We start from the raw sequence: 26668 nt of genomic DNA, 5'->3' as shown, positions 1-26668 counted from the left end.
AAGCCGGCTCCCACAGGGACATCACTGAGCAACCCTGTGGGAGCCGGCTTGCCGGCGATGGGGGCGCCTGGCGCCCCCCTCTCAAATCCCCCGCTCCCCCCATTCCCTGTGCGTGACCTTTGCCTATAATGATGGCCAGCCTGAACCCGGCATCGACTGCCCTGTCCAAGCCCCACCACGCATCAAGGAATTCTGCTCAATGGCGTATTACCGTACACCCCACGATGTTACGGCCCTGCCTGCCTGGCAGGCACTCCAGCAACACCGCGACGCCATGCAAGACTTCAGCATGCGTGAAGCGTTCGCCGCCGACGAAAAACGCTTCGAACAGTTCTCCCTGAGCTGTTGCGGCCTGTTCCTCGACTATTCAAAAAACCTGATCACCGACGAAAGCCGCGAGCTGCTGGTCAAGCTGGCCGAACAAGTCGGCCTGCAGGATGCGATCAAGTCGATGTTCAGCGGCGAGATCGTCAACGCCTCGGAAGGCCGCCCGGTCCTGCACACGGCCCTGCGCCGCCCGGTGGGCGACAAGCTCAGCGTCAACGGCGTGAACGTGATGCCGGACGTGCACAAGGTACTCAACCAGATCACCGAGCTGGTGGGTCGTATTCATGACGGCCTGTGGCGCGGCTACAGCGAAAAGCCGATCACCGACGTGGTCAACATCGGCATCGGCGGCTCGTTCCTCGGCCCCGAGCTGGTTTCCGAAGCCCTGCTGCCCTATGCCCAGCGTGGCGTACGCTGCCATTACCTGGCGAACATCGACGGCAGCGAATTCCATGAGCTGTCGGCCAACCTGCGCGCCGAAACCACCCTGTTCATCGTCTCGTCGAAATCGTTCAACACCCTCGAGACCCTGAAGAACGCCATGGCCGCACGCCACTGGTACCTGGCCCAGGGCGGCTCGGAAGCCGAGCTGTATCGCCACTTCATCGCGGTATCGAGCAACAAGGCCGCTGCCATGGCCTTCGGCATCCGCGAAGAGAACATCTTCCCGATGTGGGACTGGGTGGGTGGGCGCTATTCGCTGTGGTCGGCGATCGGCCTGCCGATCGCACTGGCCATCGGCACCGCCAACTTCAAGGAACTGCTGTCCGGTGCCTACACCATGGACCAGCACTTCCAGACCGCGCCGTTCGACAAGAACATGCCGGTGCTGCTGGCCCTGCTGGGCGTCTGGTACGGCAACTTCTGGGGCGCCCGGAGCCACGCGATCCTGCCCTACGACCATTACCTGCGCAACATCACCAAGCACTTGCAACAGCTGGACATGGAGTCCAACGGCAAGAGCGTGCTGCAGGATGGCTCGCCCGTGAAGACCGACACCGGCCCTGTGATCTGGGGTGGCGTCGGCTGCAACGGCCAACATGCCTACCACCAGTTGCTGCACCAAGGCACCCAGCTGATTCCGGCGGACTTCATCGTTCCGGTGGTCAGCTTCAACCCGGTCGCCGACCACCATCAGTGGCTGTACGCCAATTGCCTGTCGCAGAGCCAGGCGCTGATGCTCGGCAAGACCCGCGAGGAAGCCGAGACCGAGCTGCGCCAGAAGGGCCTGAACGAAGCCGATATCGAAAAGCTTGCGCCGCACAAGGTGATTCCGGGTAACCGCCCGAGCAACACCCTGGTGGTCGAACGCATCAGCCCGCGCCGTCTGGGGGCTCTGGTGGCGATGTATGAGCACAAGGTATTCGTACAGAGCGTGATCTGGGGTATCAACGCCTTCGACCAGTGGGGCGTGGAGCTGGGCAAGGAGCTGGGCAAAGGCGTCTACCAACGCTTGGTGGGTAGCCTTGAAGACAGCGCCGAAGATGGCTCGACCCAAGGCCTGATCAACTACTTCCGCGGCCGTCACCGCGGTTGACCGGTTCCGGCCTCATCGCGGCTAAAGCCGCTCCTACAGGGTTTCGCTGAACCTGTAGGAGCGGCTTTAGCCGCGATGAGGCCAGCACTGGCTTGCACACATCCTCGGAACACCCCCAAGCGCTACACTGTCCAATCGAATAGCCGTTGCAGTCCATCGCCCCCGACAAGCGCAAGGACCACCCGCCATGTTCGATATCCGCAACTACCCCGAGGCCCTGGCCGTCAGCCAGTCCTCCACCCTCTCCCCCGACGACTACCGCCGCCTCTACCGCGAGTCGATCGAAGACCCCGACACCTTCTGGGCCGAGCAAGCCAAGCGCCTGGACTGGATCAAGCCCTGGTCCAGCGTGCAGCAATGCGACCTGAAGACCGGCAAAGCCCGCTGGTTCGACGGCGGCCAACTGAATGTCAGCTATAACTGCATCGACCGCCACCTGGCCCAGCGCAGCGAACAGACCGCCCTGCTGTGGGAAGGCGACGATCCCAAGGACGCCAAGGCCATCACCTACCGCGAACTGCACCGCCAGGTGTGCCGCCTGGCCAATGCCCTCAAGGCACGCGGGGTAAAAAAAGGTGACCGGGTGTGCATCTACATGCCGATGGTCCCCGAGGCCGCCTATGCCATGCTCGCCTGCACCCGCATCGGCGCCATCCACTCGGTGGTGTTCGGCGGCTTCTCCCCGGACGCCCTGCGCGACCGCATTCTCGATGCCGACTGCCGCACCGTGATCACCGCCGATGAGGGGGTGCGCGGCGGCAAGCGCATCCCGCTCAAGCAGAACGTCGACAAGGCCCTGGCCAGTTGCCCTGCGGTCAGCAGCGTGCTGGTGGTGCGCCGTACCGGTGGCGAAATCGCCTGGAGCGAGGGCCGCGACCTCTGGTATGACGACGCAACCGAAAACGCCGGTGACGAGTGCCCAGTGGAACCGATGGACGCCGAAGACCCGCTGTTCATCCTCTATACCTCAGGCAGCACCGGCAAGCCCAAGGGCGTGCTGCACACCACCGCTGGCTACCTGCTGCAAGCGACGATGACCTTCAAGGTGGTATTCGACTACCGCGACGGCGAGGTGTTCTGGTGCACCGCCGACGTCGGCTGGGTCACGGGCCACAGCTACATCGTCTACGGCCCGCTGGCCAACGGTGCGATCTCGCTGATGTTCGAAGGCGTGCCCAACTACCCGGACACATCGCGCTTCTGGCAGGTGGTGGACAAGCACCAGGTGAACATCTTCTACACCGCGCCCACTGCCCTGCGCGCGCTGATGCGCGAAGGTGCGGCGCCGTTGCAGAGCACCTCGCGCAAGAGCCTGCGCCTGCTCGGCAGCGTCGGCGAACCGATCAACCCCGAGGCCTGGGAGTGGTACTTCGAAGAGGTCGGGCAAAAACGCTGCCCTATCGTCGACACCTGGTGGCAGACCGAGACCGGCGGCATCATGCTCACGCCGCTGCCCGGCACCCAGAATCTCAAGCCCGGCTGTGCCACCCAGCCCATGTTCGGCGTGCAACCGGTGCTGCTGGACGAGCAAGGCAAGTTGATCGAAGGCCCAGGGGCCGGCCTGCTGGCGATCAAGGCCAGCTGGCCAGGGCAGATCCGCAGCGTCTATGGTGACCACCAGCGCATGGTCGACACCTATTTCAAACCCCTGCCCGGCTACTACTTCACCGGCGACGGCGCCCGTCGCGACGCCGATGGCGACTACTGGATCACCGGCCGCATCGATGATGTGATCAACGTCTCCGGCCACCGCATTGGCACCGCCGAAGTGGAAAGCGCACTGGTGCTGCATGACAGTGTCGCCGAAGCCGCCGTGGTCGGTTATCCACATGACCTCAAGGGCCAGGGCGTCTATGCTTTCGTTACCCCGATGAACGGTGTTACCCCGGACGATGCGCTCAAGGCCGAGCTGCTGGCACTGGTCAGCAAGGAAATCGGCAGCTTCGCCAAGCCTGAGCTGATCCAGTGGGCCCCGGCCTTGCCCAAGACCCGCTCGGGCAAGATCATGCGGCGTATACTGCGCAAAATCGCCTGCAACGAGCTGGACAACCTGGGCGATACCTCGACCCTGGCCGATCCGAGCGTGGTCCAGGGGTTGATCGACACACGCCTCAATCAATAGCTGGCGGCCACCGTCCGTGGCCGCCCTGAACCACAGGTCGCCATGGAAGCCCTACGTCGCCGCATCGAAACCCAGGTCATGAGCCTTACCGGGCTGGCCCTCGGCCAGCTCGACCTGGAGTCGCCCAAAGGCGACCCCGGCCTGTTCGGCCCGCACAGCCTCAGCTGGCGAGTACATGGCGATTTTCCGAGCATGCTGGTCGGGGGCATCAGCGCTTTGCTGCTGCAGTTGCTGCATCCACTCGCCCTGGCCGGTGTATGGGACCATTCCAATTTCCGCGAAGACTTGTTGGGCCGCCTGCGCCGCACCAGCCAGTTCATCTCCGGCACCACCTTCGGCTCGACCCGCGATGCCAACTGGCTGATCGACAAGGTGCGCACCATCCACCTGCAGGTCACCGGTACCGCGCCCGATGGCCGGCCCTATGCTGCCAGCGACCCGGACTTGCTGACCTGGGTGCATGTGGCCGAAGTCAGCAGCTTCCTCGCCGCCCACTTGCGTTACCGCGACCCTCTGCTGTCACGCGCCGATCAGGACGCTTACTACGCCGAAATCGCGCTGATCGCCGAGCGCCTTGGCGCGCGTGACGTACCGCGCTCATGCCAGCAGGTCGACGACTACCTGCGACACATGCGTGCACACCTGCACTGCGATCACCGTAGTCTGGAAGTGCTCGACATCCTGCTCCAGGCCCCCGCCCCTAGCCGCCTCGCCCAACCTGTGGGCAAGCTGATGCTGCACGCCGGTATCGATCTGTTGCCGGATTGGGCCCAGGCCATGCTCGGCCTGCAGCACGGGCCGTTGCAGCGGCGCATGATTCGCCTGGGCTTGAAGCGCACGGCGCCCGTGCTGCGCTGGGCGATGCGCGATGGCTCGGCGCATCGGGCCAGGCGGCGCATGGGCATCGAGTGAGGGAATTGGTCGCATCAGCGGAACCGATTTAACGTGCCATACTCCAAGCATTCCTGCTTTGACAGACGATGCACACATGTACAAAGGATTGACTCGCGCCCTCGGCGCCGTGCTGGCTCTCGTGGCCCTCTACAGCTTGCTTGGTTTCCTGATTCTCCCCGGTGTCGGCCTGCGCATCGCCAACCAGCAGTTGGCGCAATACGCGACCGTGCCTTCCAAGCTGGAGCGTATCGAATTCAACCCGTTCAGCCTCGAGCTGACCTTGTGGGGCCTGCAGATCGGCGAGCCCGGCAAGGAGCAAGTCGGTTTCGCACGGCTGTACGCCAACCTCGCGCTCGACAGCCTGTGGAAAGGCGCCCTGCACCTGCAGGCCGTGGAGCTCGACAAGCCGCGCAATGAGGTGCTGTTCGCCAAGGACGGCACGCTCAACCTGACCCAGTTGTTCAAGCTGCCTGCCAGCGAGCCGCAAGCCGAGCAGCCGCCCAGTGATCCGTTCCCGCTGCGTATCGGCAGCATCAAACTGAGCGGCGGCTACCTCCACTTTGCCGATCAGCGCCCGAGCGAGCCGATCGAGTTCATCTACGACGACATGAACCTGGAGCTGAAGAACCTCAGCACCCTGCCCGACGACAACGCCGACATGACGCTGGTGGCGCGCGGGCCGAACGGCGGGCGCGTGGACTGGAGCGGCACCTTGAGCCTGTCGCCGATCGCCTCGGAAGGCACCCTGAAGATCACCGATGGCAAGATGAAACTGTTCTGGCCCTATGTGCGCGACGCCGTTCCGCTGGTGCTGGAAGACGGCGTGTTCCACCTCGACACCCATTACAAGCTCAACCTGTCCAAGACCACCGAGCTGCTGCTGGACAACACCTCGATGCGAATCGCGCCGTTCGCCATCAAGGCACCGGATGGCCGCCCACTGGTGCGCCTGGCCAGCCTGGACGTGAGCGAAACCTCCATCGACCTGGCCAAGCAGCGGGTCACCGTGGGCAAGGTCCGCAGCGAGAAACTGGAGACTTGGGCCGCCCTCGAACAAGACGGCCAGCTCGACTGGCAGAAGCTGTTCGCCAGCCAACCGGCCAAGGCTACGCCCAAGGAAAAGGCCGAACCAGCCGCTGCCGAGCCTACCCCTGAAGAGCAGGCCGCCAAGGAACCGAGCAAACCGTGGCAGGTGCTGCTGCAGGACGTGCAGCTGCGCAATTATCAGGTGCACCTGGCCGACCGCAGCCAGAAGGAACCCGTAGCGCTGGACGTCGGGCCGTTGAACGTCGACCTGCAGGGCTTCGACAGCCTCAACCAGTCGCCCTTCACCCTCAAGCTCGACACCGGTATCGGCAAGCAGGGCAAACTGCAAGCCGCAGGCCAGGTGAACCTGGCACCGGTGACGGCCAAGCTCGATGTCAGCACCCGCGATATCGACTTGCGCATCGCCCAGGCTTACCTCAGCCCGTTCATTCGCCTGGAACTGCGCAGCGGCATGCTCGCCAGTGATCTCAAGGTCGACCTCAAGAGCACCGAGCCCTTGGCCTTCACCGTGGCCGGCAAGGCCCAGGTCAACCAGTTGCACACCCTGGACACCATCAAGGACCGCGACTTCGTCAAATGGCAGCAGCTGAATGTCGACGGCCTGTCCTACGTGCACGGCGATGCCGTTTCGATCGACAAGGTGACCCTGCTACAGCCCTATGCCCGCTTCATCATCAACGAAGACCGCACCACCAACGTCGATGACTTGCTGATTCCGCAGCCCGCCGGCGCATCCTCCGGTAAGACCAAAGCCGCCAGCGCGCCGGCGAGCAAGCCGTTGGGCGTGCGTATTGGCCAGATCAACATCAACGATGGCTCTGCCAATTTTGCCGACCTCACCCTGACGCCCAACTTCGCCACCGCCGTCCAGCAGCTCAATGGCCAGATCGGCACCATCGACAACCGCAAGCCGGCGCCGGCCAAGGTGGACGTCAAGGGCAAGGTCGACCGTTACGCACCGGTCACCATCAAAGGCGCGTTGAACCCGTTCAACCCGCTGGCCAGCCTGGATATCGCCACCAGCTTCAAGCGCGTCGAACTGACCACGTTGACGCCCTACTCCGGCAAGTTCGCGGGCTTCCGTATCCGCAAGGGCCGTCTGAACCTCGATCTCCACTACAAGATCACCAACGGCCAGCTCCAGGCCGAGAACAAGGTGGTGGTGGAGCAATTGCAGCTGGGCGAGAAGGTCGACAGCCCGGATGCAGTGGACCTGCCTATCCGCCTGGCAGTCGCCCTGCTCAAGGACACCGAAGGCAAGATCTCGATCGAGCTGCCGGTATCCGGTGACCTCAACAACCCGCAGTTCAGCGTCATGCCGATTGTCTGGCAGACCCTGCGCAACCTGGTGCTTCGCGCGGCCCAGGCGCCGTTCAAGTTCATCGGTGGGCTGATCACCGGTGGCGGTTCGGAAGACCTTGGCAATGTCGCCTTCGCCCCTGGATCAAGTGAACTGAGCGGCGATGCGAAGTCGGCCCTGGACAAGCTGGCCTCGGCCCTTAAGGAACGCCCTGAACTGCGCCTGGAGATCGAAGGCACCAGTGCCCAGAGCAGCGATGGCCCGCCGATCGCGCAGCAGCGCCTGGAGCGCGAGTACCAGGCGACCTGGTACAAGATCCTGCAACGCCGTGGCGACAAGGTGCCAGCCAACGCCTCGATGCTGGTGGTCGACGACAGTGACAAGCCGGCGATGCTCGAAGGTATCTACCGTAATCGCCTGAAGCAGCAGCCGCCTGCCGAATGGCAACAGCTCAGCCGTGACGAGCGCACCACCAAGCTGCGCGAGGCGGTGATCAAGTCATGGGCGGAAAGTGCGGCCCTGCTGCGCACCCTGGGTCAGGAGCGGGCCAGCAGCATCAAGGATTACCTGGTCGACAAGGGCAAGCTGGAGGATGACCGGGTGTACTTCATCGACACCAGCCTGGGGCAGGCTGAAAAAGATGGTCGGGTGATTACCCCGATGCATCTGGATGCCGAGTGAATCATTACCGGCCCCTTCGCGGGACAAGCCCGCTCCCACAGGTACAGCGCAAGTATCAGGGCCTGTATTGTCTCTGTGGGAGCGGGCTTGTCCCGCGAAGGGGCCGGCACAGCAATACACAGCGTTAGTCAGACCAAGCGCTGCCCCGACACCGCCGGATGATACAAGGGCTGTACCTTGTTTCCCGCTGGGTCCAGCAAGTGGAAGCTGCGCGCCCCATCACCATGGTTGAAGGGACGATCGAGCAGCGTCACCCCATGCGCCTTGAAGTACGCGTACCAAGCCTCCAGTTCCTCGACGCTGTCGACGATGAACCCATAGTGGTCCAGGGTCTGCAGCCCATTGGCCGCCCCCGCACCCCGCCCCAGCGACAGGTTGTCGTTGCCGCAGGTCAGGTACACCAGATCCTCGTTGGCCCGGTTCAGCACCTCCATGCCCAACACATCGACATAGAAGCGCTCGCACTCCTCCAGGTTGGGCACCAGCAAGGCGATATGACGCAGGCCGTTCAGGCGACCAGGGCGTGCAGGTAATTCGGACATTGGCGCGGCTCCATTTTTGTATACAATTCAATAGTGAATTTAAAACAAAAGGAGCCACTTGTGTACAGCCTGTTCATCAAAACGCGCGTGAAACCCGGCTGCGCCGAAGCCTTTCTTGCTGCAATCAACATCAATGCCGCAGCCTCGGTGGCCACCGAGCCGGGTTGCCTGGTGTTCGATGTCTGCCAGGACCGGGTCGATCCCGATGTGATCTACCTGTACGAGATCTACCGCGATGATGAGGCCTATGAAGCGCATACCCATACGGCGCACTTTCGCGACAGCCGACCATTGGTCGAACCCCTGATACTTGAGCAGGAATGCTTCGAAAGTGACGTGGTCGCGCGTAACCCGGTGAATTGAGCGCCATGAAAAAGCCCCGGCCAAGGCCGGGGCTTTTTTGAAGTGGTGGCCAAATCCTTTTGGCCGACGGGACATCCCTTATTCGGTTTTCAGGCCGTCAGCCGAAACGGCCTGAACGCCTTTGATCTTCTTGGTGATCGCAACCGCGGTCTCTTTTTGAGACTTGGTAACGGCAGTATCCGAAGAGAGCGAAACCACGCCTTTGTTGGTCTCGACCTTGATGTCAGTACCTGGGATGCCTTTTTCAGTCATCAGGTCCGATTTAACCTTGGTGGTGATCCAGGTGTCGGAGGTCGCCTCCTTGGCTTCGGTCATCTCACCGGCTGCCAGTGTCATCGGGGCCTGGGTGGACTGCTGGGCGAAAGCCGCGTTAGCCATGGTCAGGGTCAGAGCGGTAGCAGTAGCGGCAGCAATGGCGAACTTCTTCATGTGGGTCACTCCTGTTATTCGAAAGGTCTGCGCCGTATCTCCTGGCGGCAGGTAAGAGAGTAGTTGCACGCCGTGTGCCAGCTTTTCCGCTTCGCTTGTTTCCTTATAAATCAACGACTTAGATCATTCAGCCAAAGACCTTGGTCGTGCATTTTGCAATCCGCGCGGTAAACCTGCATGCAAGATGCAAGTGCGCAAAAGGTTCCGCAGGGCCAATAAAAAAGGGCCCCGAAGGGCCCTTTTTCACTGCGTGTCAGTCGCTTAGACGCCCGAAGCCTTGGCTGCGGCAACGTCCTTGATCGACAGCTTGATACGGCCGCGGTTGTCCACGTCCAGTACCAGCACTTCGACTTCCTGACCTTCTTTCAGCACGTCGGTCACTTTCTCTACGCGAGCGTCGCTCAGCATGGAGATGTGCACCAGACCGTCCTTGCCAGGCAGGATGTTGACGAAGGCGCCGAAGTCGACGATGCGCTCGACCTTGCCCACGTAGATCTTGCCGATCTCGGCCTCGGCGGTGATGCCCAGGATGCGCTGGCGAGCTGCCTCGGCCGCTTCCTTGGTTTCGCCGAAGATCTTGATCGAGCCATCGTCTTCGATGTCGATCGAGGCCTTGGTTTCTTCGCAGATGCCGCGGATGGTGGCGCCACCTTTACCGATGACGTCACGGATCTTGTCGGTGTCGATCTTCATCGCGATCATGGTCGGTGCGTTGGCCGACAGCTCGGTACGCGACTCACCAATGATCTGGTTCATCTGGCCGAGGATGTTCAGGCGCGCTTCCAGGGCCTGGCCCAGGGCGATTTCCATGATCTCTTCGGTGATGCCGTTGATCTTGATGTCCATCTGCAGCGCGGTGACGCCTTTGGCGGTACCGGCTACCTTGAAGTCCATGTCGCCCAGGTGGTCTTCGTCACCGAGGATGTCGGTCAGGACTGCGAACTTCTCGCCTTCCTTGACCAGACCCATGGCGATACCGGCAACCGGTGCCTTCATCGGTACACCGGCGTCCATCAGAGCCAGGGATGCACCGCAAACCGAAGCCATGGAGCTGGAGCCGTTGGACTCGGTGATTTCCGACACTACACGGATGGTGTACGGGAACACGTCGGCAGCAGGCAGCATGGCCTGAACCGAACGGCGGGCCAGACGGCCGTGACCGATTTCACGACGGCCAGCACCGCCCATACGACCACACTCGCCTACCGAGAACGGCGGGAAGTTGTAGTGCAGCATGAAGGGGTCTTTCTTCTCGCCTTCGAGGGTGTCCAGCAGCTGGGCGTCACGGGCAGTACCCAGGGTCGCGACGACCAGGGCCTGGGTTTCGCCACGGGTGAACAGTGCCGAACCGTGAGTCTTCGGCAGAACACCGACTTCGATGTTCAGCGGACGAACGGTCTTGGTGTCACGACCATCGATACGCGGCTTGCCGTTGACGATGTTTTCGCGAACGGTGCGGTATTCGATTTCGCCGAAGATTTCTTTGACTTCGGAAGCCGAAGGCTGACCTTCTTCACCGGAGAACTTGGCGATCGCCTGATCGCGCAGCTCGCCCAGGCGCGCGTAACGGTCGGCCTTGACGGTGATGGTGTAGCCCTGCGAAACGCCCTCGCCGAATTCGGCGCGGATGGCGTTGAACAGTTCGGTGTTGGCAACGGCCGGTTTCCAGTCCCAGGTCGGCTTGCCCGCTTCGGCAGCCAGCTCTTTGACAGCCTGGATGACCGACTGGAATTCGTCGTGGGCGAACAGTACAGCGCCCAGCATCTGGTCTTCGGTCAGCTCTTGGGCTTCCGATTCAACCATCAGTACAGCAGATTCGGTACCGGCTACGACCATGTCCAGGCTCGAAGCCTGCAGCTGCTCGTAAGTCGGGTTCAGCAGGTAGCCGGTGCTTTCGTGGAAAGCAACGCGGGCGGCGCCGATCGGGCCTTCGAACGGAATGCCGGAAATAGCCAGGGCAGCCGAGGTACCGATCATCGCAGCGATGTCCGGATCGGTCTTCTTGCTGGTGGAAACCACGGTGCAGACGACCTGGACTTCATTCATGAAGCCTTCAGGGAACAGCGGGCGGATCGGACGGTCGATCAGGCGCGAGGTCAGGGTCTCTTTCTCGGAAGGACGGCCTTCACGCTTGAAGAAGCCACCAGGGATCTTGCCAGCGGCGTAGGTCTTTTCCTGGTAGTGGACCGACAGCGGGAAGAAGCCCTTGCCCGGGTCTGCCTGCTTGGCGCCGACCACGGTCACCAGCACGGTCACGTCGTTGTCGACGGTCACCAGCACGGCGCCGGTCGCCTGACGGGCGATGCGGCCCGTTTCGAGAGTAACGGTCGATTGACCGAACTGGAATTTCTTGATTACCGGGTTCACGGTTTCCTACCTTTTTCAGTGGCTCTGGGGGAACTGGTTTCTTGCGAATTCTTGGGCAGAACGGGGAATCGGCCCCATTGACCGTCCAGATACAACACGAGGCTGGGAGCCTGGCGCCGAGCGGAAAATCCGCTCAGCACTGCCAGGCTGCCAACCTCGGAGATACGCGTGACGTGTCCAACGAAAACGCTGCCAGGCAGCATTCCCGAAGCATGCGACACGCCATGCACACCACTGACCAGGCCGCTATTAGCGACGCAGGCCCAGGCGACCGATCAGGGCGCTGTAACGAGTGGTGTCTTTGCCCTTCAGGTAGTCCAGCAGCTTACGACGCTGGTTAACCATACGGATCAGGCCACGACGGGAGTGGTGGTCTTTGCCGTTGGCCTTGAAGTGGCCTTGCAGCTTGTTGATGTTCGCGGTCAGCAGAGCAACCTGAACTTCCGGGCTACCAGTGTCGCCAGCAGCTTGCTGGAAGTCGGTAACGATTTGAGCTTTTTCTTCAACGCTGAGGGCCATGAGGCTACTCCTGATTAAACGGATCCCGTTGCCGGGGTCCAATAGGCCAGGGACAAAACCCTGTATTAATAAAAAAGGTGTGACCGTGCCTACTGACAGCCACCCTTGTATCCGCCGGTTTCAGCCGAAGCCTCGACCTGCGGTTCCGGTCATTCCGACCGAATCAGTCGACGCGGCGCAATACGCCCGTCTTCGCTCACTTCACCGATACCGATGAAGCGACCATTGTGATCCTGCACCCGGACCATGCCGAATTGCGGCGCGTCCGGTGCACGTACCGCCTGGCCATGCAGCCAGTAGAACGAACTGTGCTCGGACAGGCAGACCAGCGGCCAGTCCAGCAGCCCACTGTCGGACGGCATCAGGAAGCGATCGAGCGCTTCGTTGCCGCCTTCGGCGTGGGCCTGCTCGAGTTCCTCGAGGGTGACCGTCTGTGCCAGCACGAAGGGCCCAGCCTGGGTCCTGCGCAGCTCGGCGACATAGGCGCCGCAGCCCAGGGCTTCACCGATATCCTCCACCAGGGTGCGGATATAGGTGCCTTTACTGCAACCGACCGACAGTCGCGCACGGGTGCCTTCGCACTCGAGCAACTCCAAGCGACCAATAGTAACAGAACGCGCCTCGCGCTCCACTACCTCTCCTGCACGTGCCAGTTTGTACAGCGGCTGGCCATCGCGCTTGAGCGCCGAGTACATCGGCGGTACTTGAAGGATTTCACCCCGAAAACGCGGGATAACCGCTTCCAGGTCGGAGCGACCAACGGTCACTTCGCGGGTCTGCAGGACTTCGCCCTCAGCGTCCGCGGTGCTGGTAGTCTGCCCCAGCTGCATGACCGTCTCGTAACCCTTGTCGGAATCGAGCAGGTACTGCGAGAACTTGGTCGCTTCACCGAAGCACAGTGGCAGCACGCCAGTGGCCAGTGGGTCGAGGCTGCCGGTATGCCCGGCTTTCTCGGCATTGAGCAACCAGCGAACTTTCTGCAGCGCAGCGTTGGAGGTGAACCCCAGCGGCTTGTCGAGCAGGATGATGCCGCTGACGTTGCGGCGGATACGTTTGACCTGGGCCACCGCTTACTCCTTGGTGTCCAGCTCGTCGGTATCCTTGTGCAGGCGGTCTTCGGCCACTGCACGCTCGATCAGTGCCGACAGGTGTACACCACGGCTGACACTTTCATCGAAGTGGAAATGCAATTGCGGCACGCTGCGCAGCTGCATCGAGCGGCCCAGGTGCAGGCGCAGGAAGCTGGCGGCGCTGTTCAGTGCCTTGAGCGACTGCTGCACGGCGTCAGGGGTTTCTTCGCCCATGACGGTGATGAAGACCTTGGCATGACCGAGGTCGCGGCTGACATCCACGGCGGTGATGGTCACCAGACCGACGCGTGGGTCCTTGACTTCACGGCGGATCAGCTCTGCCAGCTCGCGCTGCATCTGATCACCGATACGTTGGGTACGGCTGTATTCTTTGGCCATTCTTGCTACCTGTAACTTAAAGCGGCAAACGCCCGGTCAAGCTGAAGCCTGACCGGGCGCTACCTTCTGAGGCGCCGCCCACCGCCCTGCGGCGGGGGTTGGCGCCATGCCCGCCCTTAAAGGGTACGAGCAACCTGGACTTTCTCGAAGACTTCGATCTTGTCGCCGACCTTGACGTCGTTGTAGCTCTTGACGCCAATACCGCACTCCATGCCCGAACGCACTTCGGAGGCGTCGTCCTTGAAGCGACGCAGCGATTCCAGCTCGCCTTCGAAGATCACCACGTCGTCGCGCAGTACGCGGATCGGACGGTTGCGGTACACGGTACCCTCGATGACCATACAGCCAGCGATGGCGCCGAACTTCGGCGAACGGAACACGTCACGCACTTCGGCGACACCCAGGATGTTCTCGCGAACATCGCTGCCGAGCATGCCGGTCAGGGCTTTCTTGACGTCTTCGATGATGTCGTAGATCACGTTGTAGTAACGCATATCCAGACCTTCCTGCTCGACGATCTTGCGCGCACCGGCATCGGCACGCACGTTGAAGCCGAACAGTACTGCATTCGAAGCCAGCGCCAGGTTGGCGTCGCTTTCGGTGATACCACCGACGCCGCCACCGATCACGCGAACCTGAACTTCGTCGTTGCCCAGGCCGCCGAGCGAACCCTGCAGTGCTTCCAGGGAACCGCGCACGTCGGTCTTGAGGACGATGTTGAGGGTCTTCTTCTCTTCCTGACCCATGGTCTCGAAGATGTTTTCCAGCTTGCCGGCGTGAGCACGGGCCAACTTGACCTCGCGGTACTTGCCTTGACGGAACAGGGCAACTTCGCGGGCTTTCTTCTCGTCGGCAACCACGGACAGCTCGTCACCGGCTTCCGGCGTACCGTCCAGGCCGAGGATCTCGACCGGGATCGACGGGCCAGCTTCCTTCACAGGCTTGCCGTTCTCGTCGAGCATGGCACGCACGCGGCCATAGTTGGAGCCGCACAGGACCATGTCGCCCTGACGCAGGGTACCGTCCTGAACCAGGATGGTAGCCACTGGGCCGCGGCCCTTGTCCAGGCGCGATTCGACGACGACACCACGACCTGGAGCGGTCGGAGTAGCGGTCAGTTCGAGGATCTCGGCCTGCAGCAGAACGGCTTCGAGCAGCTCGTCGACACCGGTACCCATCTTCGCCGAAACCTTGACGAACGGAGTGTCGCCACCCCAGTCCTCGGAGGTCACGCCTTCGACGGCCAGTTCGTTACGGATGCGATCGAGGTCGGCACCCGGCTTGTCGATCTTGTTCACCGCGACTACCAGCGGAACGCCAGCTGCCTTGGCATGCTGAACGGCTTCGCGGGTTTGCGGCATCACGCCGTCGTCCGCCGCCACCACCAGGATGACGATGTCGGTCGCCTTGGCACCACGTGCACGCATCTGAGTGAAAGCTGCGTGGCCCGGGGTGTCGAGGAAGGTGACCATGCCGCGGTCGGTTTCCACGTGGTAGGCACCGATGTGCTGGGTGATACCACCGGCTTCGCCAGCAGCAACCTTGGCACGACGGATGTAGTCGAGCAGCGAGGTCTTACCATGGTCAACGTGACCCATGACGGTAACCACCGGCGCACGCGACTCGGTCTGGCCTTCGAATTTCAGCGATTCGGCCAGGGAGTCTTCCAGGGCGGTATCGCTGACCAGGGTGACCTTGTGGCCCAGCTCTTCTGCGATCAGCTGAGCGGTTTCCTGGTCGAGCACCTGGTTGATGGTAACCGGGGTGCCCATCTTGAACATGAACTTGACCACTTCAGCGCCCTTGACGGACATCTGGTTGGCCAGTTCGGAGACCGTGATGGTCTCGCCGATGGTCACGTCACGGATGACCGGGCCAGTCGGGTTCTGGAAGCCATGCTGATTGCGTTTCTTCAGCTTGCCCTTGCCACCACGACCACGACGAGCGCCATCGCTCTCTTCATCGGTAGTGCGCGGAGCGGCACGTGGAGTCGGAGCCTTTTCCTTCTCCTTGACCTTGACCTTGATCGACACACGCGGCGCCTCGCCACGACGACGGTCGTCATCGCGAGTGCGGTTTTCGTTGCGACGGGTCTCGTCCTTCTTGCGCTCGGCAGCGCGGGCAGCGGCGTCTTCCGACGCTGGCGCCTCGGCGACTACCGGTGCCGGAGCGGCGGCAGGAGCCGGCTCAGCCTTGGCAGCCGGCGCAGGAGCAGCCGCAGGGGCATCGGTCGCCTGACGGCGAGCCTGCTCTTCGTTGCGCTGGCGAACATCAGCTTCGACCTTCTCACGCGCGGCGTTTTCGGCCGCACGGCGCTCATCCTGCTCACGCTTCTGCTCAGCCTGGATTTCTTCAGGGCTGCGCTGCACGAATACTTTCTTCTTGCGTACTTCTACGCTGATGCTTTTGCTACCGGCGACACGCAGGGTGCTGGTGGTCTTGCGCTGCAAGGTAATCTTGCGCGGCTCTTCCGCCTTGCTCTTGTGGCTGCTCTTCAAATGAGTCAGCAGAGTCTGCTTCTCATTATCGGTCACTACCTGACCGGCGTCGGTGTGCGGCAGACCTGCCTCACGCATCTGCTGCAGCAGGCGCTCTACCGGTGCCTCGACCTCTTGGGCCAGTTCTTTCACCGTGACTTGCGTCATGCACTTCTCTCCTCAGGCCGCGCCTAATTACTCGAACCAGTGGGCTCGGGCGGCCATGATCAACTTGCCGGCACGCTCTTCGTCGATGCCGTCGATGTCGAGCAGGTCGTCAATCGACTGCTCGGCCAGGTCTTCGCGGTTAACCACGCCGCGCACCGCCAGTTCCGCCGCCAGGTCCTTGTCCATGCCCTCAAGGGAGAGCAGGTCTTCGGCCGGATGGGCGTCTGCCAGTTTTTCTTCGGTAGCGATGGCCTTGGTCAACAAACGGTCCTTGGCTCGAGCGCGGAGCTCATTGACGATGTCCTCGTCAAAGCCATCGATGTTGAGCATTTCTTCCAACGGTACGTAGGCAATTTCTTCGAGGCTGGTAAAGCCTTCGTCGACCAGCACTTGGGCCAGCTCCTCGTCGACTTCCAGTTCTTCGATGAAATTGCGCAGGATGTCACCGGTTTCGGCCTGCTGCTTGGCCTGGATGTCCTTCTCGGTCATCACGTTCAGGGTCCAGCCGGTCAACTGACTGGCCAGGCGAACGTTCTGACCGCCACGGCCAATGGCCTGGGCCAGGTTGTCCTCGGCAACGGCGATGTCCATGGCATGGGCATCTTCATCAACGATGATCGCCGCGACTTCGGCCGGCGACATGGCGTTGATGACAAATTGCGCCGGGTTCTCGTCCCACAGGACGATATCCACACGCTCACCACCCAGCTCGCCGGATACGGCTTGGACGCGCGAACCGCGCATGCCGATACAGGCACCTTGCGGGTCGATGCGCTTGTCCTTGGAGCGGACGGCGATCTTGGCACGCGATCCCGGATCACGGGATGCGGCCATGACTTCGATGAGGCCTTCAGCGATTTCCGGCACTTCGATGCGGAACAGTTCGATCAGCATCTGCGGCGCGGTGCGCGACAGGATCAGCTGAGGACCGCGGTTCTCGGTGCGGATTTCCTTGAGCAGCGCACGCAGGCGCACGCCAACCCGGAAGGTCTCACGTGGAATGATGTCTTCGCGAGCCAGCAGCGCCTCGGCGTTGTTGCCCAGGTCGACGATGACGTTGTCGCGGGTGACCTTCTTGACGGTGCCCGAGATGATCTCGTTCACACGCTCGCGGTAGGCGTCGACCACCTGGGCGCGCTCGGCCTCACGGACCTTCTGCACGATCACCTGTTTGGCTGTCTGGGCGGCGATGCGACCGAATTCGATGGACTCGATCTTCTCTTCGATCACGTCACCAACCTTGGCTTCAGGGTGGGTCTCGTGGATCTTCGCCAACCAGGTCTCGATGGCCGGATCGTCCAGATCGGCTTCGTCGACCACAGTCCAGCGACGGAAGGTTTCGTAGCTACCGGTGTGGCGGTTGATTTCCACACGCAGGTCGACTTCGTCCTCAAAACGTTTTTTGGTTGCAGTGGCCAGGGCCACTTCCAGCGCTTCGAAAATGACGCCGGGCGGTACACCCTTTTCGTTGGATACCGATTCAACAACCAGCAGTACTTCTTTGCTCATCGTACGCCTCGCCTTGCGCAAGCCATTGGGCCCGGAAAGTCCGCCGGGCCCGGCACGTCTCAGTCAAAACTGGGAATAATATTGGCCTTGTCGATCGAGTCGATCGGCAACAGGAATTCGTGATTGTCCACCTGGACCACAACGTCCTGTTCCTCCACACCGCGGAGAAGGCCCTGGAAATTACGACGACCTTCGAAGGGCGTACGCAGCTTGATCTTCACTTGTTCGCCGGCATGCGAGGCAAACTGTTCCAGAGTGAACAGCGGGCGATCCATGCCTGGTGAGGACACCTCAAGGGTATATTCACTGCTGATCGGATCTTCGACATCGAGGATGGCACTGGCCTGACGACTGACCGCTTCGCAGTCGTCCACCAGGATGCCGCCTTCCTTGTCAATATAGATGCGCAATACCGAATGCTTACCCTGGGATACGAACTCGATCCCCCAGCACTGATAGCCCAGACCCTCGACCACCGGGGCCAACAAGGCCTGCAACTGTTCTAGCTTGCTCGACACCTGAACCCCCTCGTGCATGCTGTGCAAATAAAAAATGGGCGAAGCGCCCATCCCTGAAAGCGCCGTTGGACAACGGCGCCGAAAACTGTTCGGCTAGCAAAAAGCCCCTGAAAAGGGGCTCCGCTAAAGCTGGTTGCGGGGGCTGGATTTGAACCAACGACCTTCGGGTTATGAGCCCGACGAGCTACCAAGCTGCTCCACCCCGCGACAAAGCTGGGGCGAAAGTATAAGACCGAACCCATTGCTGGGTCAATCTAACCTCCACCTACAAGAAAGCCCGCTAAAGCGGGCTCTCAAGCTTTAATTGGTACCGAGAAGGGGACTCGAACCCCTACACCCTATGGGCACAACCACCTCAAGGTTGCGTGTCTACCAATTCCACCACCTCGGCAATACTACTTCTTGAAACCCGTTACTTCTGCTCTTCGGTCGGAGGAGGTACATCACCAGTGTTGGTGGTTTCGCTCTTCTGCTCCTGGAGCACCGGTACATCATCATTTACTGCCGGCTTTGGCTGTTTCACTTCCAAGACCGCCGGATCCGGGAGACCCGCTTGGCTCAGCTGGTGAGCTTGTTGCTTCGCGAAGTATCCTAACCCAAGTGCTGTCAAAAAGAAAGTGGCAGCAAGTATAGCAGTGAATTTACTTAGGAAGGTGGCAGAACCCTGGCTTCCGAACACAGTATTAGAAGCACCTGCGCCGAAAGATGCACCTGCTTCCGCACCCTTACCCTGTTGCAGCAGAACCAGCACTACAAGCGACAGCGCTGCCAACAGATGAAAAACAACGATGACTGTTTCCAGCATTTGTTCAGTTTCCTGCGGCGCGACAAATTGCACCGAATTCGTCTGCGTTCAGGGACGCTCCACCAATGAGCCCCCCATCGATATCCGGCATGCCGAACAGTTCGGCCGCATTGGCCGCCTTCACGCTGCCGCCGTATAGAAGCTGCACATTCGCGGCAACTTCGGCGTCCTCGGCCGCCAACTGCGCCCGGATGGCTGCGTGCACATCCTGGGCTTGCTGAGGCGAGGCTGTCAAACCTGTACCAATGGCCCAAACAGGCTCATAGGCAATTACAGCATTGGCAAAAGCCTTAACACCGAATGCATCGATGATACTGCTTAGTTGACGCCCGACAACTTCGAGCGTCTTGCCTGCTTCGCGCTCCTCGAGGGTTTCCCCTACGCAGAGCACCGGCATTAAACCACTAAGTTGAGCCGCTGCAAACTTGCGATTGAGTACTTCGTCACTTTCGCCAACGATCTGGCGGCGTTCGGAGTGGCCAATCAGCACCAACTTGCAACCTGCTTCAACCAACTGACTAGGTGCAACTTCACCGGTCAGCGCGCCCTGCTCGGGCTGTACAGCAGAATTCTGTGCTCCAACGATGATTTCTTTGCCTTGCAAGCCATCAATTACCTGATTGATGAACAAGACAGGCGGAAACACCGCGACTTCAACACCGTTCGGCACGGGCATATTGCCCAAGCCCTGGATCAGCTCAGCGACGCTGGCGCGGGTACCGTGCATCTTCCAGTTACCAGCTACCATAGGGCGACGCATGCTTTACCTCGTCGGTCAAAGTGGGCGCAGATCTTACCCAACCCGATCTGCGCTGGCAAGCCTCTTTCAGATACAAACTTCTGCGACCAGTTTGGCCAGGGCCTCGGCGTGCGCGCGCACCTGACTTTCGTCGTCGCCTTCGACCATCACCCGCACCAGCGGCTCGGTACCGGACTTGCGCAGAAGCACCCGCCCACGACCCGCCATGTCCTCGGTGACCTTGGCACTGGCCTCTTTCACCGCAGGGTGTTCCAGAGGGTCGACCTTGCTCGCGCCGAAACGCACGTTGATCAGCACCTGCGGGCACTTGCGCAGGGCCTGCCGGGCCTGAGCAAGGGTCTCGCCACGGCGCTTGAGGGCCATCAGCACCTGCAGCGCGGCGATGATCGCGTCGCCGGTGGTTGTGTGGTTGCAGCACACCACATGGCCGGAGTTTTCCCCGCCCAACAGCCAGTCACGCTCGAGCAACTCGGCCATCACGTAGCGGTCGCCAACCTTGGCGCGCACGAATGGGATACCCAGGTCCTTGAGCGCCAGCTCCAGGCCCAGGTTGCTCATCAGCGTACCCACCACGCCGCCCTGCAGCTTGTTGCGGTCATGCAGGTCGCGGGCGATGATGAACAGCAGTTCGTCGCCATCGACGATGGCTCCGGTGTGGTCGACCATCAGTACCCGGTCGCCATCGCCGTCGAAGGCGATGCCCAGGTCGGCATGACCCACAAGCACCGCGGCCTGCAACGATTCGATGTGGGTCGAGCCACAGCCTTCGTTGATGTTGAGGCCATCGGGCTGCGCGTGCAGCACCGTGACGTCGGCGCCCAGCTCGCGGAATACGCTAGGCGCAACCTTGTAGGTGGCACCGTGGGCACAGTCGACCACCAGCTTGAGCCCCTCGAAACTGGTGCTGCTCGGCACACTGCTCTTGCAGAATTCGATGTAGCGGCCAGCGGCGTCGTTGATGCGGGAAACCTTGCCCAGCTTGCTGGACTCGACCACGGTCATCGGCTGGTCGAGCAGCTCTTCGATCATCAGCTCGACCTCGTCCGGCAGCTTGGTGCCCTGGCCCGAGAAGAACTTGATCCCGTTGTCATCGTGCGGGTTGTGCGAAGCACTGATGACGATGCCCGCCTCGGCATGGAAGGTGCGAGTGAGGTAGGCGATCGCCGGGGTCGGCATCGGGCCGAGCAGCAATACGTCAGCACCTGCCGCGGACAGGCCGGCCTCGAGTGCCGATTCGAACATGTAACCGGAAATACGCGTGTCCTTGCCCACCAGCACGCGGCAATTGCCCTGCTTGCGGAAGGCCATGCCCGCAGCCCAACCCAGCTTCAGCATGAAGTCGGGAGTGATCGGGTATTCGCCGACGCGGCCACGGATGCCGTCGGTACCAAAGTATTTTCTGCTCATAGGGACTCCAATGTTCTTATTCGGCGTTCTGTACTGCAGCGATCATACGTACGACATCGACGGTTTCGGCCACATCATGGACGCGCAGGATACTGGCCCCCTTGGTCATGGCCAATGCCGCCAGCGCCAGGCTGCCATACAGTCGCTCTGCGACCGGACGATCCAGCGTCAGGCCGATCATGCTCTTGCGTGAAACGCCCACCAGCAGTGGGCGCCCGAGGCGATAAAGCGCCTCCATGTGTTTGAACAGGCTCAGGTTATGCGCCAGCGTCTTGGCGAAGCCGAAGCCTGGATCGAGAATGATGCGCTCCGCACCAATGCCCGCCGCCGCGCATGCTGCCATGCGCTGCTCAAGATAACGCGTCACATCTGCGGTGACATCTTCGTAATGCGGGTCATCCTGCATAGTCCCCGGCTCGCCGCGCATATGCATCAGGCACACCGGCAAGCCGGTATCCGCTGCCGCATCCAGGGCGCCATCGCGCTCCAGGGCCCGCACGTCGTTGATCAGGCCAGCACCGAGGCGCGCCGACTCACGAATCACCGCAGGCGTAGAGGTATCGACCGAGATCACCACGTCCAGGCGGCTGTTGATGGCCTCGACCATCGGCGCCACCCGCTCCAGCTCTTCGGTCACCGAGACAGCCCGGGCACCGGGCCGCGTCGACTCGCCACCGATATCGATCAGCGTGGCGCCCGCCGCGACCATGGCCTCGGCATGGCGCAACGCTTCGTCGCGCCGATTGAAGCGCCCGCCATCGGAGAAGGAGTCGGGGGTGATATTGAGAATACCCATGACATGGGTACGGGACAAATCAAGAACCCGGTTGCCGCAAGGCAACCGGGTCGGGTACAGCTGTGAGCTCATAAGTGCCCTTAGTGTTGAGCCGCTGGGCCGCCGATTGGCGATTCCGGGCGATCGTTCTGAGCAGCAGGGGTGCCCGAAGTCTTGTCGTCATCCCAGTCACGCGGTTCACGCGGCGTGCGACCGGACATGATGTCTTCGATCTGCTCGGCGTCGATGGTCTCGTACTTCATCAGCGCTTCGGCCATGGCATCGAGCTTGTCGCGGTTCTCGGTCAGCAGCTGCTTGGCAGTGGCATAGCACTGGTCGATGATGCTGCGCACTTCGGAGTCGATCAGCTTGGCGGTTTCACCGGAAACGCTGGCGTGCTGGCTGCCGGCACTGCGGCCGAGGAACACCTCGCCCTCTTCTTCCGCGTACATCAGCGGGCCGAGCTTCTCGGAAAGACCCCACTTGGTGACCATGTTACGGGCGATCTGACTGGCCCGCATGATGTCGTTGGAGGCACCGGTGGTGACGCCGTCGAAGCCCAGGGTCATCTCTTCGGCAATACGGCCGCCGTACAGCGAGCAGATCTGGCTGATCAGGGCACGCTTGGACAGGCTGTAACGGTCTTCCTCGGGCAGGAACATGGTCACACCCAGCGCACGACCGCGCGGGATGATCGAGACCTTGTAGACCGGGTCGTGCTCAGGCACCAGGCGACCAACGATGGCGTGGCCCGCCTCGTGGTAAGCGGTGTTCTGCTTTTCCTTCTCCGACATGACCATGGTCTTGCGCTCGGCGCCCATCATGATCTTGTCTTTGGCCAGCTCGAACTCTTTCATTTCGACCAGGCGCTTGTTGGAGCGAGCGGCGAACAGCGATGCCTCGTTGACCAGGTTGGCCAGGTCGGCACCGGAGAAGCCTGGGGTACCACGGGCAATGACCGCCGGATTGACGTTCTCGCCGATCGGCACCTTGCGCATGTGCACCTTGAGGATCTGCTCACGACCACGGATGTCCGGCAGGCCAACCACCACCTGACGGTCGAAACGGCCGGGACGCAGCAGCGCCGGGTCGAGGACGTCCGGACGGTTGGTGGCGGCAATGACGATGATGCCATCGTTCATTTCGAAGCCATCCATCTCTACCAGCAACTGGTTGAGGGTCTGCTCACGCTCGTCGTGACCGCCGCCCATGCCGGCGCCACGGTGGCGACCCACGGCGTCGATTTCGTCGATGAAGATGATGCACGGTGCATGCTTCTTGGCCTGCTCGAACATGTCACGCACACGGCTGGCACCCACGCCGACGAACATCTCGACGAAGTCCGAACCGGAAATGGTGAAGAACGGCACCTTGGCTTCACCCGCAATGGCCTTGGCCAGCAAGGTCTTACCGGTACCGGGCGGGCCTACCATCAGCACGCCGCGCGGGATGCGGCCACCCAGGCGCTGGAACTTGCCCGGGTCGCGCAGGAACTCGACCAGCTCGCCAACCTCTTCCTTGGCCTCGTCGCAACCCGCGACGTCAGCCAGCGTGGTCTTGACCTGGTCTTCGGACAGCAGGCGCGCCTTGCTCTTGCCGAAACTCATCGGGCCGCCCTTGCCGCCCGCGCCACCTTGCATCTGGCGCATGAAGAACATGAATACGGCAATGATCACCAGAATCGGGAAGCTCGCCACCAGCAGCTGGGTCCAGATGCTCTGCTGCTCAGGCTGCTTGCCCTCGACGACCACGTGGTTGTCGACCAGGTCGCCGATCAGGCCATTGTCGGTAATGGCCGGGCGAACGGTCTTGAAGTTGTCGCCATCGGCGCGCTTGCCGGTAATGATGTAGCCGTCGACGGTCACACGCTCGACCTTGCCATCCTTGACCTGCTGGATGAAGTCGGAGTAGTTGAGGGTCTGCGGCTCGTTAGGGCTGGAGAAGTTGTTCATCACTGTCACCAGGACAGCTGCGATGATCAACCACAGGATCAGATTCTTTGCCATGTCGTTCAATTCGCTACCCTCTGAGGCCGGCGCACGACGCAGCCGTGCCTCGCATGATATTCATCGCCCTAACTTACTACATTACCTACGCAGCCGCAGGCACCGTCTGTAACCCTTTGTGAAGCTAGACTACACGAAGTTCGGACGATCCAGACGGGAGGGCCGATTGGAAATAACTATCGACCACCCGCAGCACGTTTTTCAAACGCCTTTGAATCCTTTGCCCAACAGGTACTGCTCACGAGAACGGTCCCGCGAAGAGGACGGCTTGCGCATTTGCACCTTGTCGAACTTGGTGCGCACATCCTTCAGGTACATATCGAAGCCTTCGCCCTGGAAAATCTTGATCAGGAAATCACCGCCAGGCTTCAACACGCGGGTTGCCAGATCCAGCGCCAGCTCGCAGAGGAACATGGCGCGCGGCATGTCCACTTCGGGCGTACCACTCATATTGGGGGCCATGTCGGAAATCACAAGGTCTACATGCGAATCACCGACCGCCTCCAGAATCTGCTGGAGCACTGCATCATCGGTGAAATCACCCTGAATGAAAGTCACGTCAGGGATCGAGTCCATTTCCAGGATGTCGGAAGCGATCAACCGGCCCTGGCCACCAATCAGACGACTGGTCACCTGCGACCAGCCACCGGGCGCCGCGCCAAGGTCGATTACACTCATGCCTGGGCGAATAAGGCGGTCTTTCTCCTGGATCTCCAGGAGTTTGTAGCTCGCACGCGAGCGGTAGCCATCCTTCTGCGCCTGCTTCACAAAAGGATCGTTAAAATGCTCTCGCAGCCAGTTTGCGCTGCTTTTGGAACGTTGTACCACGGGGCACCTCGATGATATGCGTCGTGATTGACTGGGCGGAGCCGGTGGCCCTCGGGTAAAATGCCGGTCAATTTTACAGAATCAGACGGAAAGGGTCAGATTATGCCGCTCAATAACGAGCAGAAGAAGCAATACAAGTCCATTGGTCATGACCTGAAGCCGGTCCTGATCGTTGCTGGCAACGGTTTGAATGAAGGCGTCGTCGCCGAACTGGATCGCGCCCTGGCCGACCATGAGCTGATCAAGGTCGAAATTCGTTCGGAAGATCGCGAAGAACGTGCCGCCACCATTGCCGAACTGTGCAAGGCCGGCCGCGCCGAGCTGGTGCAGACCATCGGCAAGAAAGCGCTGATCTACCGCAAGAACCCACAGCCGAACAAGCAGCTGTCCAACATCCACCGTTACAAGTAACGGTACAGGGGCTGCTGCCCAACCCAGTGTGGGAGCCGGCTTGCCGGCGATCACCGGCGTAGCCGGTGCCAAGCACCGCACCGCCTTCATCGCCGGCAAGCCGGCTCCCACAAGGGCCGCTGCATAGCCTTGTCAGTGGCGCGCTTTGCGCGCCCTGACCGGGACTGGCTGGGCTACCAGCACGATGCCGGAGAAGCCCAGCACCAGGAAACAGAACATCTGCCAGCGCTCGCCGACCGAGATGCCATAGCGCAGGAAGTAGTACCCCACGCAGGCCGCAAAGCCGAGCAACAGCATCTGGCCGCGGAACTGCCGCCACCAGGCTGACAGCCCGTCGACCCTCGCCAGTACCGCCAGCTGCGTCAGCAGCCCGAGCAACGCCACGCCAATCAACCAGCGGTCAATCTGCCCGGCGATGTCCTGTACCAGCAAGGGTGCCAGGCCACTGACCTTGAGCGCCGGCACCAACCCTACATGGAAAACCCACAGGCCACCGACCCAGAATACCTGGGCCAGTTGCCAGAGGATCCCCTCGAGGGATGGCGCCCGCAGGCGCCGGTCAGATGTGCTTGACTTCGACAATCTCGTACTCGACCGTGCCACTCGGCGTCTTGACGACGACAGTATCACCTTCTTCCTTGCCGATGATGGCACGAGCGATGGGCGCACCGCTCGAGAGCTTGCCCTGCTTCACGTCGGCTTCATCCTCGCCGACGATCTGGTAGGTCACCTCGTCATCGGTTTCGGTATTGGCCAGCACCACCGTGGTGCCGAAAATGACCTTGCCGGTGTGAGGGATAGTGGTCACATCGATCACTACCGAGTTCTGCAGACGGCCTTCGATATCGCGGATACGCGCCTCGACCATGCCCTGCTCCTCACGGGCGGCATGGTACTCGGCGTTTTCCTTGAGGTCGCCCAGCTCACGCGCCTCACCGATCGCCTGGCTCAGACGCGGGCGCTCGGTCTTGCTCAGGAACAGGTGCTCCTCTTCCAGGGCGCGAGCGCCCTGGACGGTCATCGGGTATTTGGTAATGCTCATGCTTCAAGTCCTGCATGCAGATCCTGCAAGCGACGAACGGTCTTTTCAGGGCCGAATTTCAGCGCTTCGCAGATGGCTTCACCTGCCGCAATGGTCGTGGTGCAGTAGATCTTGTGCTGCAACGCATTGCGACGAATCGAGTAGGAATCGGCGATCGACTGGCGGCCTTCGGTGGTGTTGATGATCAGCGACACTTCGTCGTTCTTGATCATGTCGACCACGTGCGGGCGACCCTCGGTCACTTTGTTCACACGGCGCACTTTCAGGCCGGCCGCTTCGATGACCTTGGCGGTGCCGACAGTGGCGACCACTTCGAAGCCCAGGGCGATCAGGTCGCGGGCAACGCCAGCCACTTGCGGCTTTTT

The 26668-nt window shown here is 61.4% G+C and carries 23 protein-coding genes, 2 tRNA genes and 1 pseudogene; 6 read left to right on the top strand and 20 right to left on the bottom strand.

From position 1 onward, the window contains the following. Positions 1 to 199 precede the first annotated feature (199 nt). From pgi to PMI38_RS21855, 4 genes are all read left to right on the top strand, one after another. Positions 200 to 1864, top strand: coding sequence for a glucose-6-phosphate isomerase (gene pgi, locus PMI38_RS21870; protein WP_008098940.1), 1665 nt, complete (start codon positions 200 to 202; stop codon positions 1862 to 1864). A gap of 187 nt (positions 1865 to 2051) precedes the next feature. Beyond that, positions 2052 to 3986: an acetate--CoA ligase gene (acs, locus tag PMI38_RS21865; protein WP_008098938.1), complete on the top strand. Its 1935-nt coding sequence runs from the start codon at positions 2052 to 2054 to the stop codon at positions 3984 to 3986. A 42-nt stretch (positions 3987 to 4028) separates the two neighbouring features. Continuing rightward, positions 4029 to 4898: an oxygenase MpaB family protein gene (locus PMI38_RS21860; RefSeq protein ID WP_008098936.1), complete on the top strand. Its 870-nt coding sequence runs from the start codon at positions 4029 to 4031 to the stop codon at positions 4896 to 4898. A 76-nt stretch (positions 4899 to 4974) separates the two neighbouring features. After that, positions 4975 to 7908 (top strand): DUF748 domain-containing protein, encoded by a 2934-nt coding sequence (locus tag PMI38_RS21855; protein WP_008098934.1) that lies wholly within the window; start codon positions 4975 to 4977, stop codon positions 7906 to 7908. Between the two features lie 128 nt (positions 7909 to 8036). Here PMI38_RS21855 and PMI38_RS21850 read toward each other — a convergent pair whose 3' ends face one another. After that, complete coding sequence (locus PMI38_RS21850; RefSeq protein ID WP_008098932.1) at positions 8037 to 8450, bottom strand: VOC family protein; 414 nt, start codon at positions 8448 to 8450, stop codon at positions 8037 to 8039. 60 nt (positions 8451 to 8510) lie between these two features. Between PMI38_RS21850 and PMI38_RS21845 the strand changes: the two genes are divergently transcribed. Beyond that, positions 8511 to 8813: a putative quinol monooxygenase gene (locus PMI38_RS21845; RefSeq protein WP_008098931.1), complete on the top strand. Its 303-nt coding sequence runs from the start codon at positions 8511 to 8513 to the stop codon at positions 8811 to 8813. Between the two features lie 78 nt (positions 8814 to 8891). On the opposite strand, the gene PMI38_RS21840 is transcribed toward PMI38_RS21845, so the two are convergent. From PMI38_RS21840 to rlmE, 16 genes are all read right to left on the bottom strand, one after another. Next, entirely contained in the window at positions 8892 to 9242 is a 351-nt protein-coding gene (locus PMI38_RS21840) for a BON domain-containing protein (protein ID WP_008098929.1), read from the bottom strand. A gap of 261 nt (positions 9243 to 9503) precedes the next feature. Further along, positions 9504 to 11609, bottom strand: coding sequence for a polyribonucleotide nucleotidyltransferase (pnp, locus tag PMI38_RS21835; protein WP_008098927.1), 2106 nt, complete (start codon positions 11607 to 11609; stop codon positions 9504 to 9506). Positions 11610 to 11858: 249 nt separating this feature from the next. After that, positions 11859 to 12128, bottom strand: coding sequence for a 30S ribosomal protein S15 (gene rpsO, locus PMI38_RS21830; protein WP_012274241.1), 270 nt, complete (start codon positions 12126 to 12128; stop codon positions 11859 to 11861). A 149-nt stretch (positions 12129 to 12277) separates the two neighbouring features. After that, positions 12278 to 13195: a tRNA pseudouridine(55) synthase TruB gene (gene truB, locus PMI38_RS21825; protein WP_008098925.1), complete on the bottom strand. Its 918-nt coding sequence runs from the start codon at positions 13193 to 13195 to the stop codon at positions 12278 to 12280. Positions 13196 to 13198: 3 nt separating this feature from the next. Further along, positions 13199 to 13597, bottom strand: a complete 399-nt coding sequence (gene rbfA, locus PMI38_RS21820; RefSeq protein ID WP_008098923.1) for a 30S ribosome-binding factor RbfA — start codon at positions 13595 to 13597, stop codon at positions 13199 to 13201. Positions 13598 to 13713: 116 nt separating this feature from the next. After that, positions 13714 to 16242, bottom strand: a complete 2529-nt coding sequence (infB, locus tag PMI38_RS21815) for a translation initiation factor IF-2 (protein ID WP_008098921.1) — start codon at positions 16240 to 16242, stop codon at positions 13714 to 13716. A 27-nt stretch (positions 16243 to 16269) separates the two neighbouring features. Beyond that, entirely contained in the window at positions 16270 to 17751 is a 1482-nt protein-coding gene (gene nusA, locus PMI38_RS21810) for a transcription termination factor NusA (protein ID WP_008098919.1), read from the bottom strand. Between the two features lie 59 nt (positions 17752 to 17810). Further along, on the bottom strand, positions 17811 to 18269 hold the full coding sequence (rimP, locus tag PMI38_RS21805; RefSeq protein ID WP_043274067.1) for a ribosome maturation factor RimP: 459 nt from the start codon (positions 18267 to 18269) through the stop codon (positions 17811 to 17813). 130 nt (positions 18270 to 18399) lie between these two features. After that, positions 18400 to 18476: transfer RNA gene (locus PMI38_RS21800), tRNA-Met, on the bottom strand. A 98-nt stretch (positions 18477 to 18574) separates the two neighbouring features. After that, a tRNA-Leu gene (locus PMI38_RS21795) sits at positions 18575 to 18660 on the bottom strand. 21 nt (positions 18661 to 18681) lie between these two features. After that, positions 18682 to 19074 carry a preprotein translocase subunit SecG gene (gene secG, locus PMI38_RS21790; RefSeq protein WP_008098915.1) on the bottom strand — a complete coding sequence of 131 codons (393 nt, stop codon included), beginning with the start codon at positions 19072 to 19074 and terminating at the stop codon, positions 18682 to 18684. Positions 19075 to 19078: 4 nt separating this feature from the next. Continuing rightward, positions 19079 to 19834, bottom strand: a complete 756-nt coding sequence (gene tpiA, locus PMI38_RS21785; RefSeq protein ID WP_008098913.1) for a triose-phosphate isomerase — start codon at positions 19832 to 19834, stop codon at positions 19079 to 19081. A 66-nt stretch (positions 19835 to 19900) separates the two neighbouring features. Continuing rightward, on the bottom strand, positions 19901 to 21241 hold the full coding sequence (gene glmM, locus PMI38_RS21780; RefSeq protein WP_008098911.1) for a phosphoglucosamine mutase: 1341 nt from the start codon (positions 21239 to 21241) through the stop codon (positions 19901 to 19903). Positions 21242 to 21257: 16 nt separating this feature from the next. Further along, positions 21258 to 22109 carry a dihydropteroate synthase gene (gene folP / locus PMI38_RS21775; RefSeq protein WP_008098908.1) on the bottom strand — a complete coding sequence of 284 codons (852 nt, stop codon included), beginning with the start codon at positions 22107 to 22109 and terminating at the stop codon, positions 21258 to 21260. Between the two features lie 8 nt (positions 22110 to 22117). Continuing rightward, complete coding sequence (gene ftsH, locus PMI38_RS21770; protein WP_043274065.1) at positions 22118 to 24022, bottom strand: ATP-dependent zinc metalloprotease FtsH; 1905 nt, start codon at positions 24020 to 24022, stop codon at positions 22118 to 22120. A gap of 201 nt (positions 24023 to 24223) precedes the next feature. Beyond that, the gene (gene rlmE / locus PMI38_RS21765; protein ID WP_008098904.1) at positions 24224 to 24850 is read right to left on the bottom strand and encodes a 23S rRNA (uridine(2552)-2'-O)-methyltransferase RlmE; all 627 of its coding nucleotides are present in this window, start codon (positions 24848 to 24850) and stop codon (positions 24224 to 24226) included. A gap of 102 nt (positions 24851 to 24952) precedes the next feature. Between rlmE and yhbY the strand changes: the two genes are divergently transcribed. Next, complete coding sequence (yhbY, locus tag PMI38_RS21760) at positions 24953 to 25261, top strand: ribosome assembly RNA-binding protein YhbY (RefSeq protein ID WP_008098902.1); 309 nt, start codon at positions 24953 to 24955, stop codon at positions 25259 to 25261. A gap of 132 nt (positions 25262 to 25393) precedes the next feature. On the opposite strand, the gene PMI38_RS21755 is transcribed toward yhbY, so the two are convergent. The 3 genes and pseudogenes from PMI38_RS21755 to carB form a co-directional block, all read right to left on the bottom strand. Further along, complete coding sequence (locus PMI38_RS21755) at positions 25394 to 25843, bottom strand: hypothetical protein (protein ID WP_008098900.1); 450 nt, start codon at positions 25841 to 25843, stop codon at positions 25394 to 25396. Beyond that, positions 25821 to 26303: a transcription elongation factor GreA gene (greA, locus tag PMI38_RS21750; protein WP_008098898.1), complete on the bottom strand. Its 483-nt coding sequence runs from the start codon at positions 26301 to 26303 to the stop codon at positions 25821 to 25823. Before greA ends, PMI38_RS21755 begins: the two co-directional genes overlap by 23 nt. Beyond that, positions 26300 to 26668: pseudogene (gene carB / locus PMI38_RS21745) on the bottom strand (carbamoyl-phosphate synthase large subunit); the annotation flags it as partial. The pseudogene carB and the gene greA, both read right to left, overlap by 4 nt.

Origin of the sequence: Pseudomonas sp. GM84, assembly GCF_000282535.1 — a bacterium.
Lineage (GTDB): Bacteria > Pseudomonadota > Gammaproteobacteria > Pseudomonadales > Pseudomonadaceae > Aquipseudomonas.
Note: the sequence above shows the minus strand (reverse complement) of the source record. Positions and strands in the feature narration are given on the sequence as shown.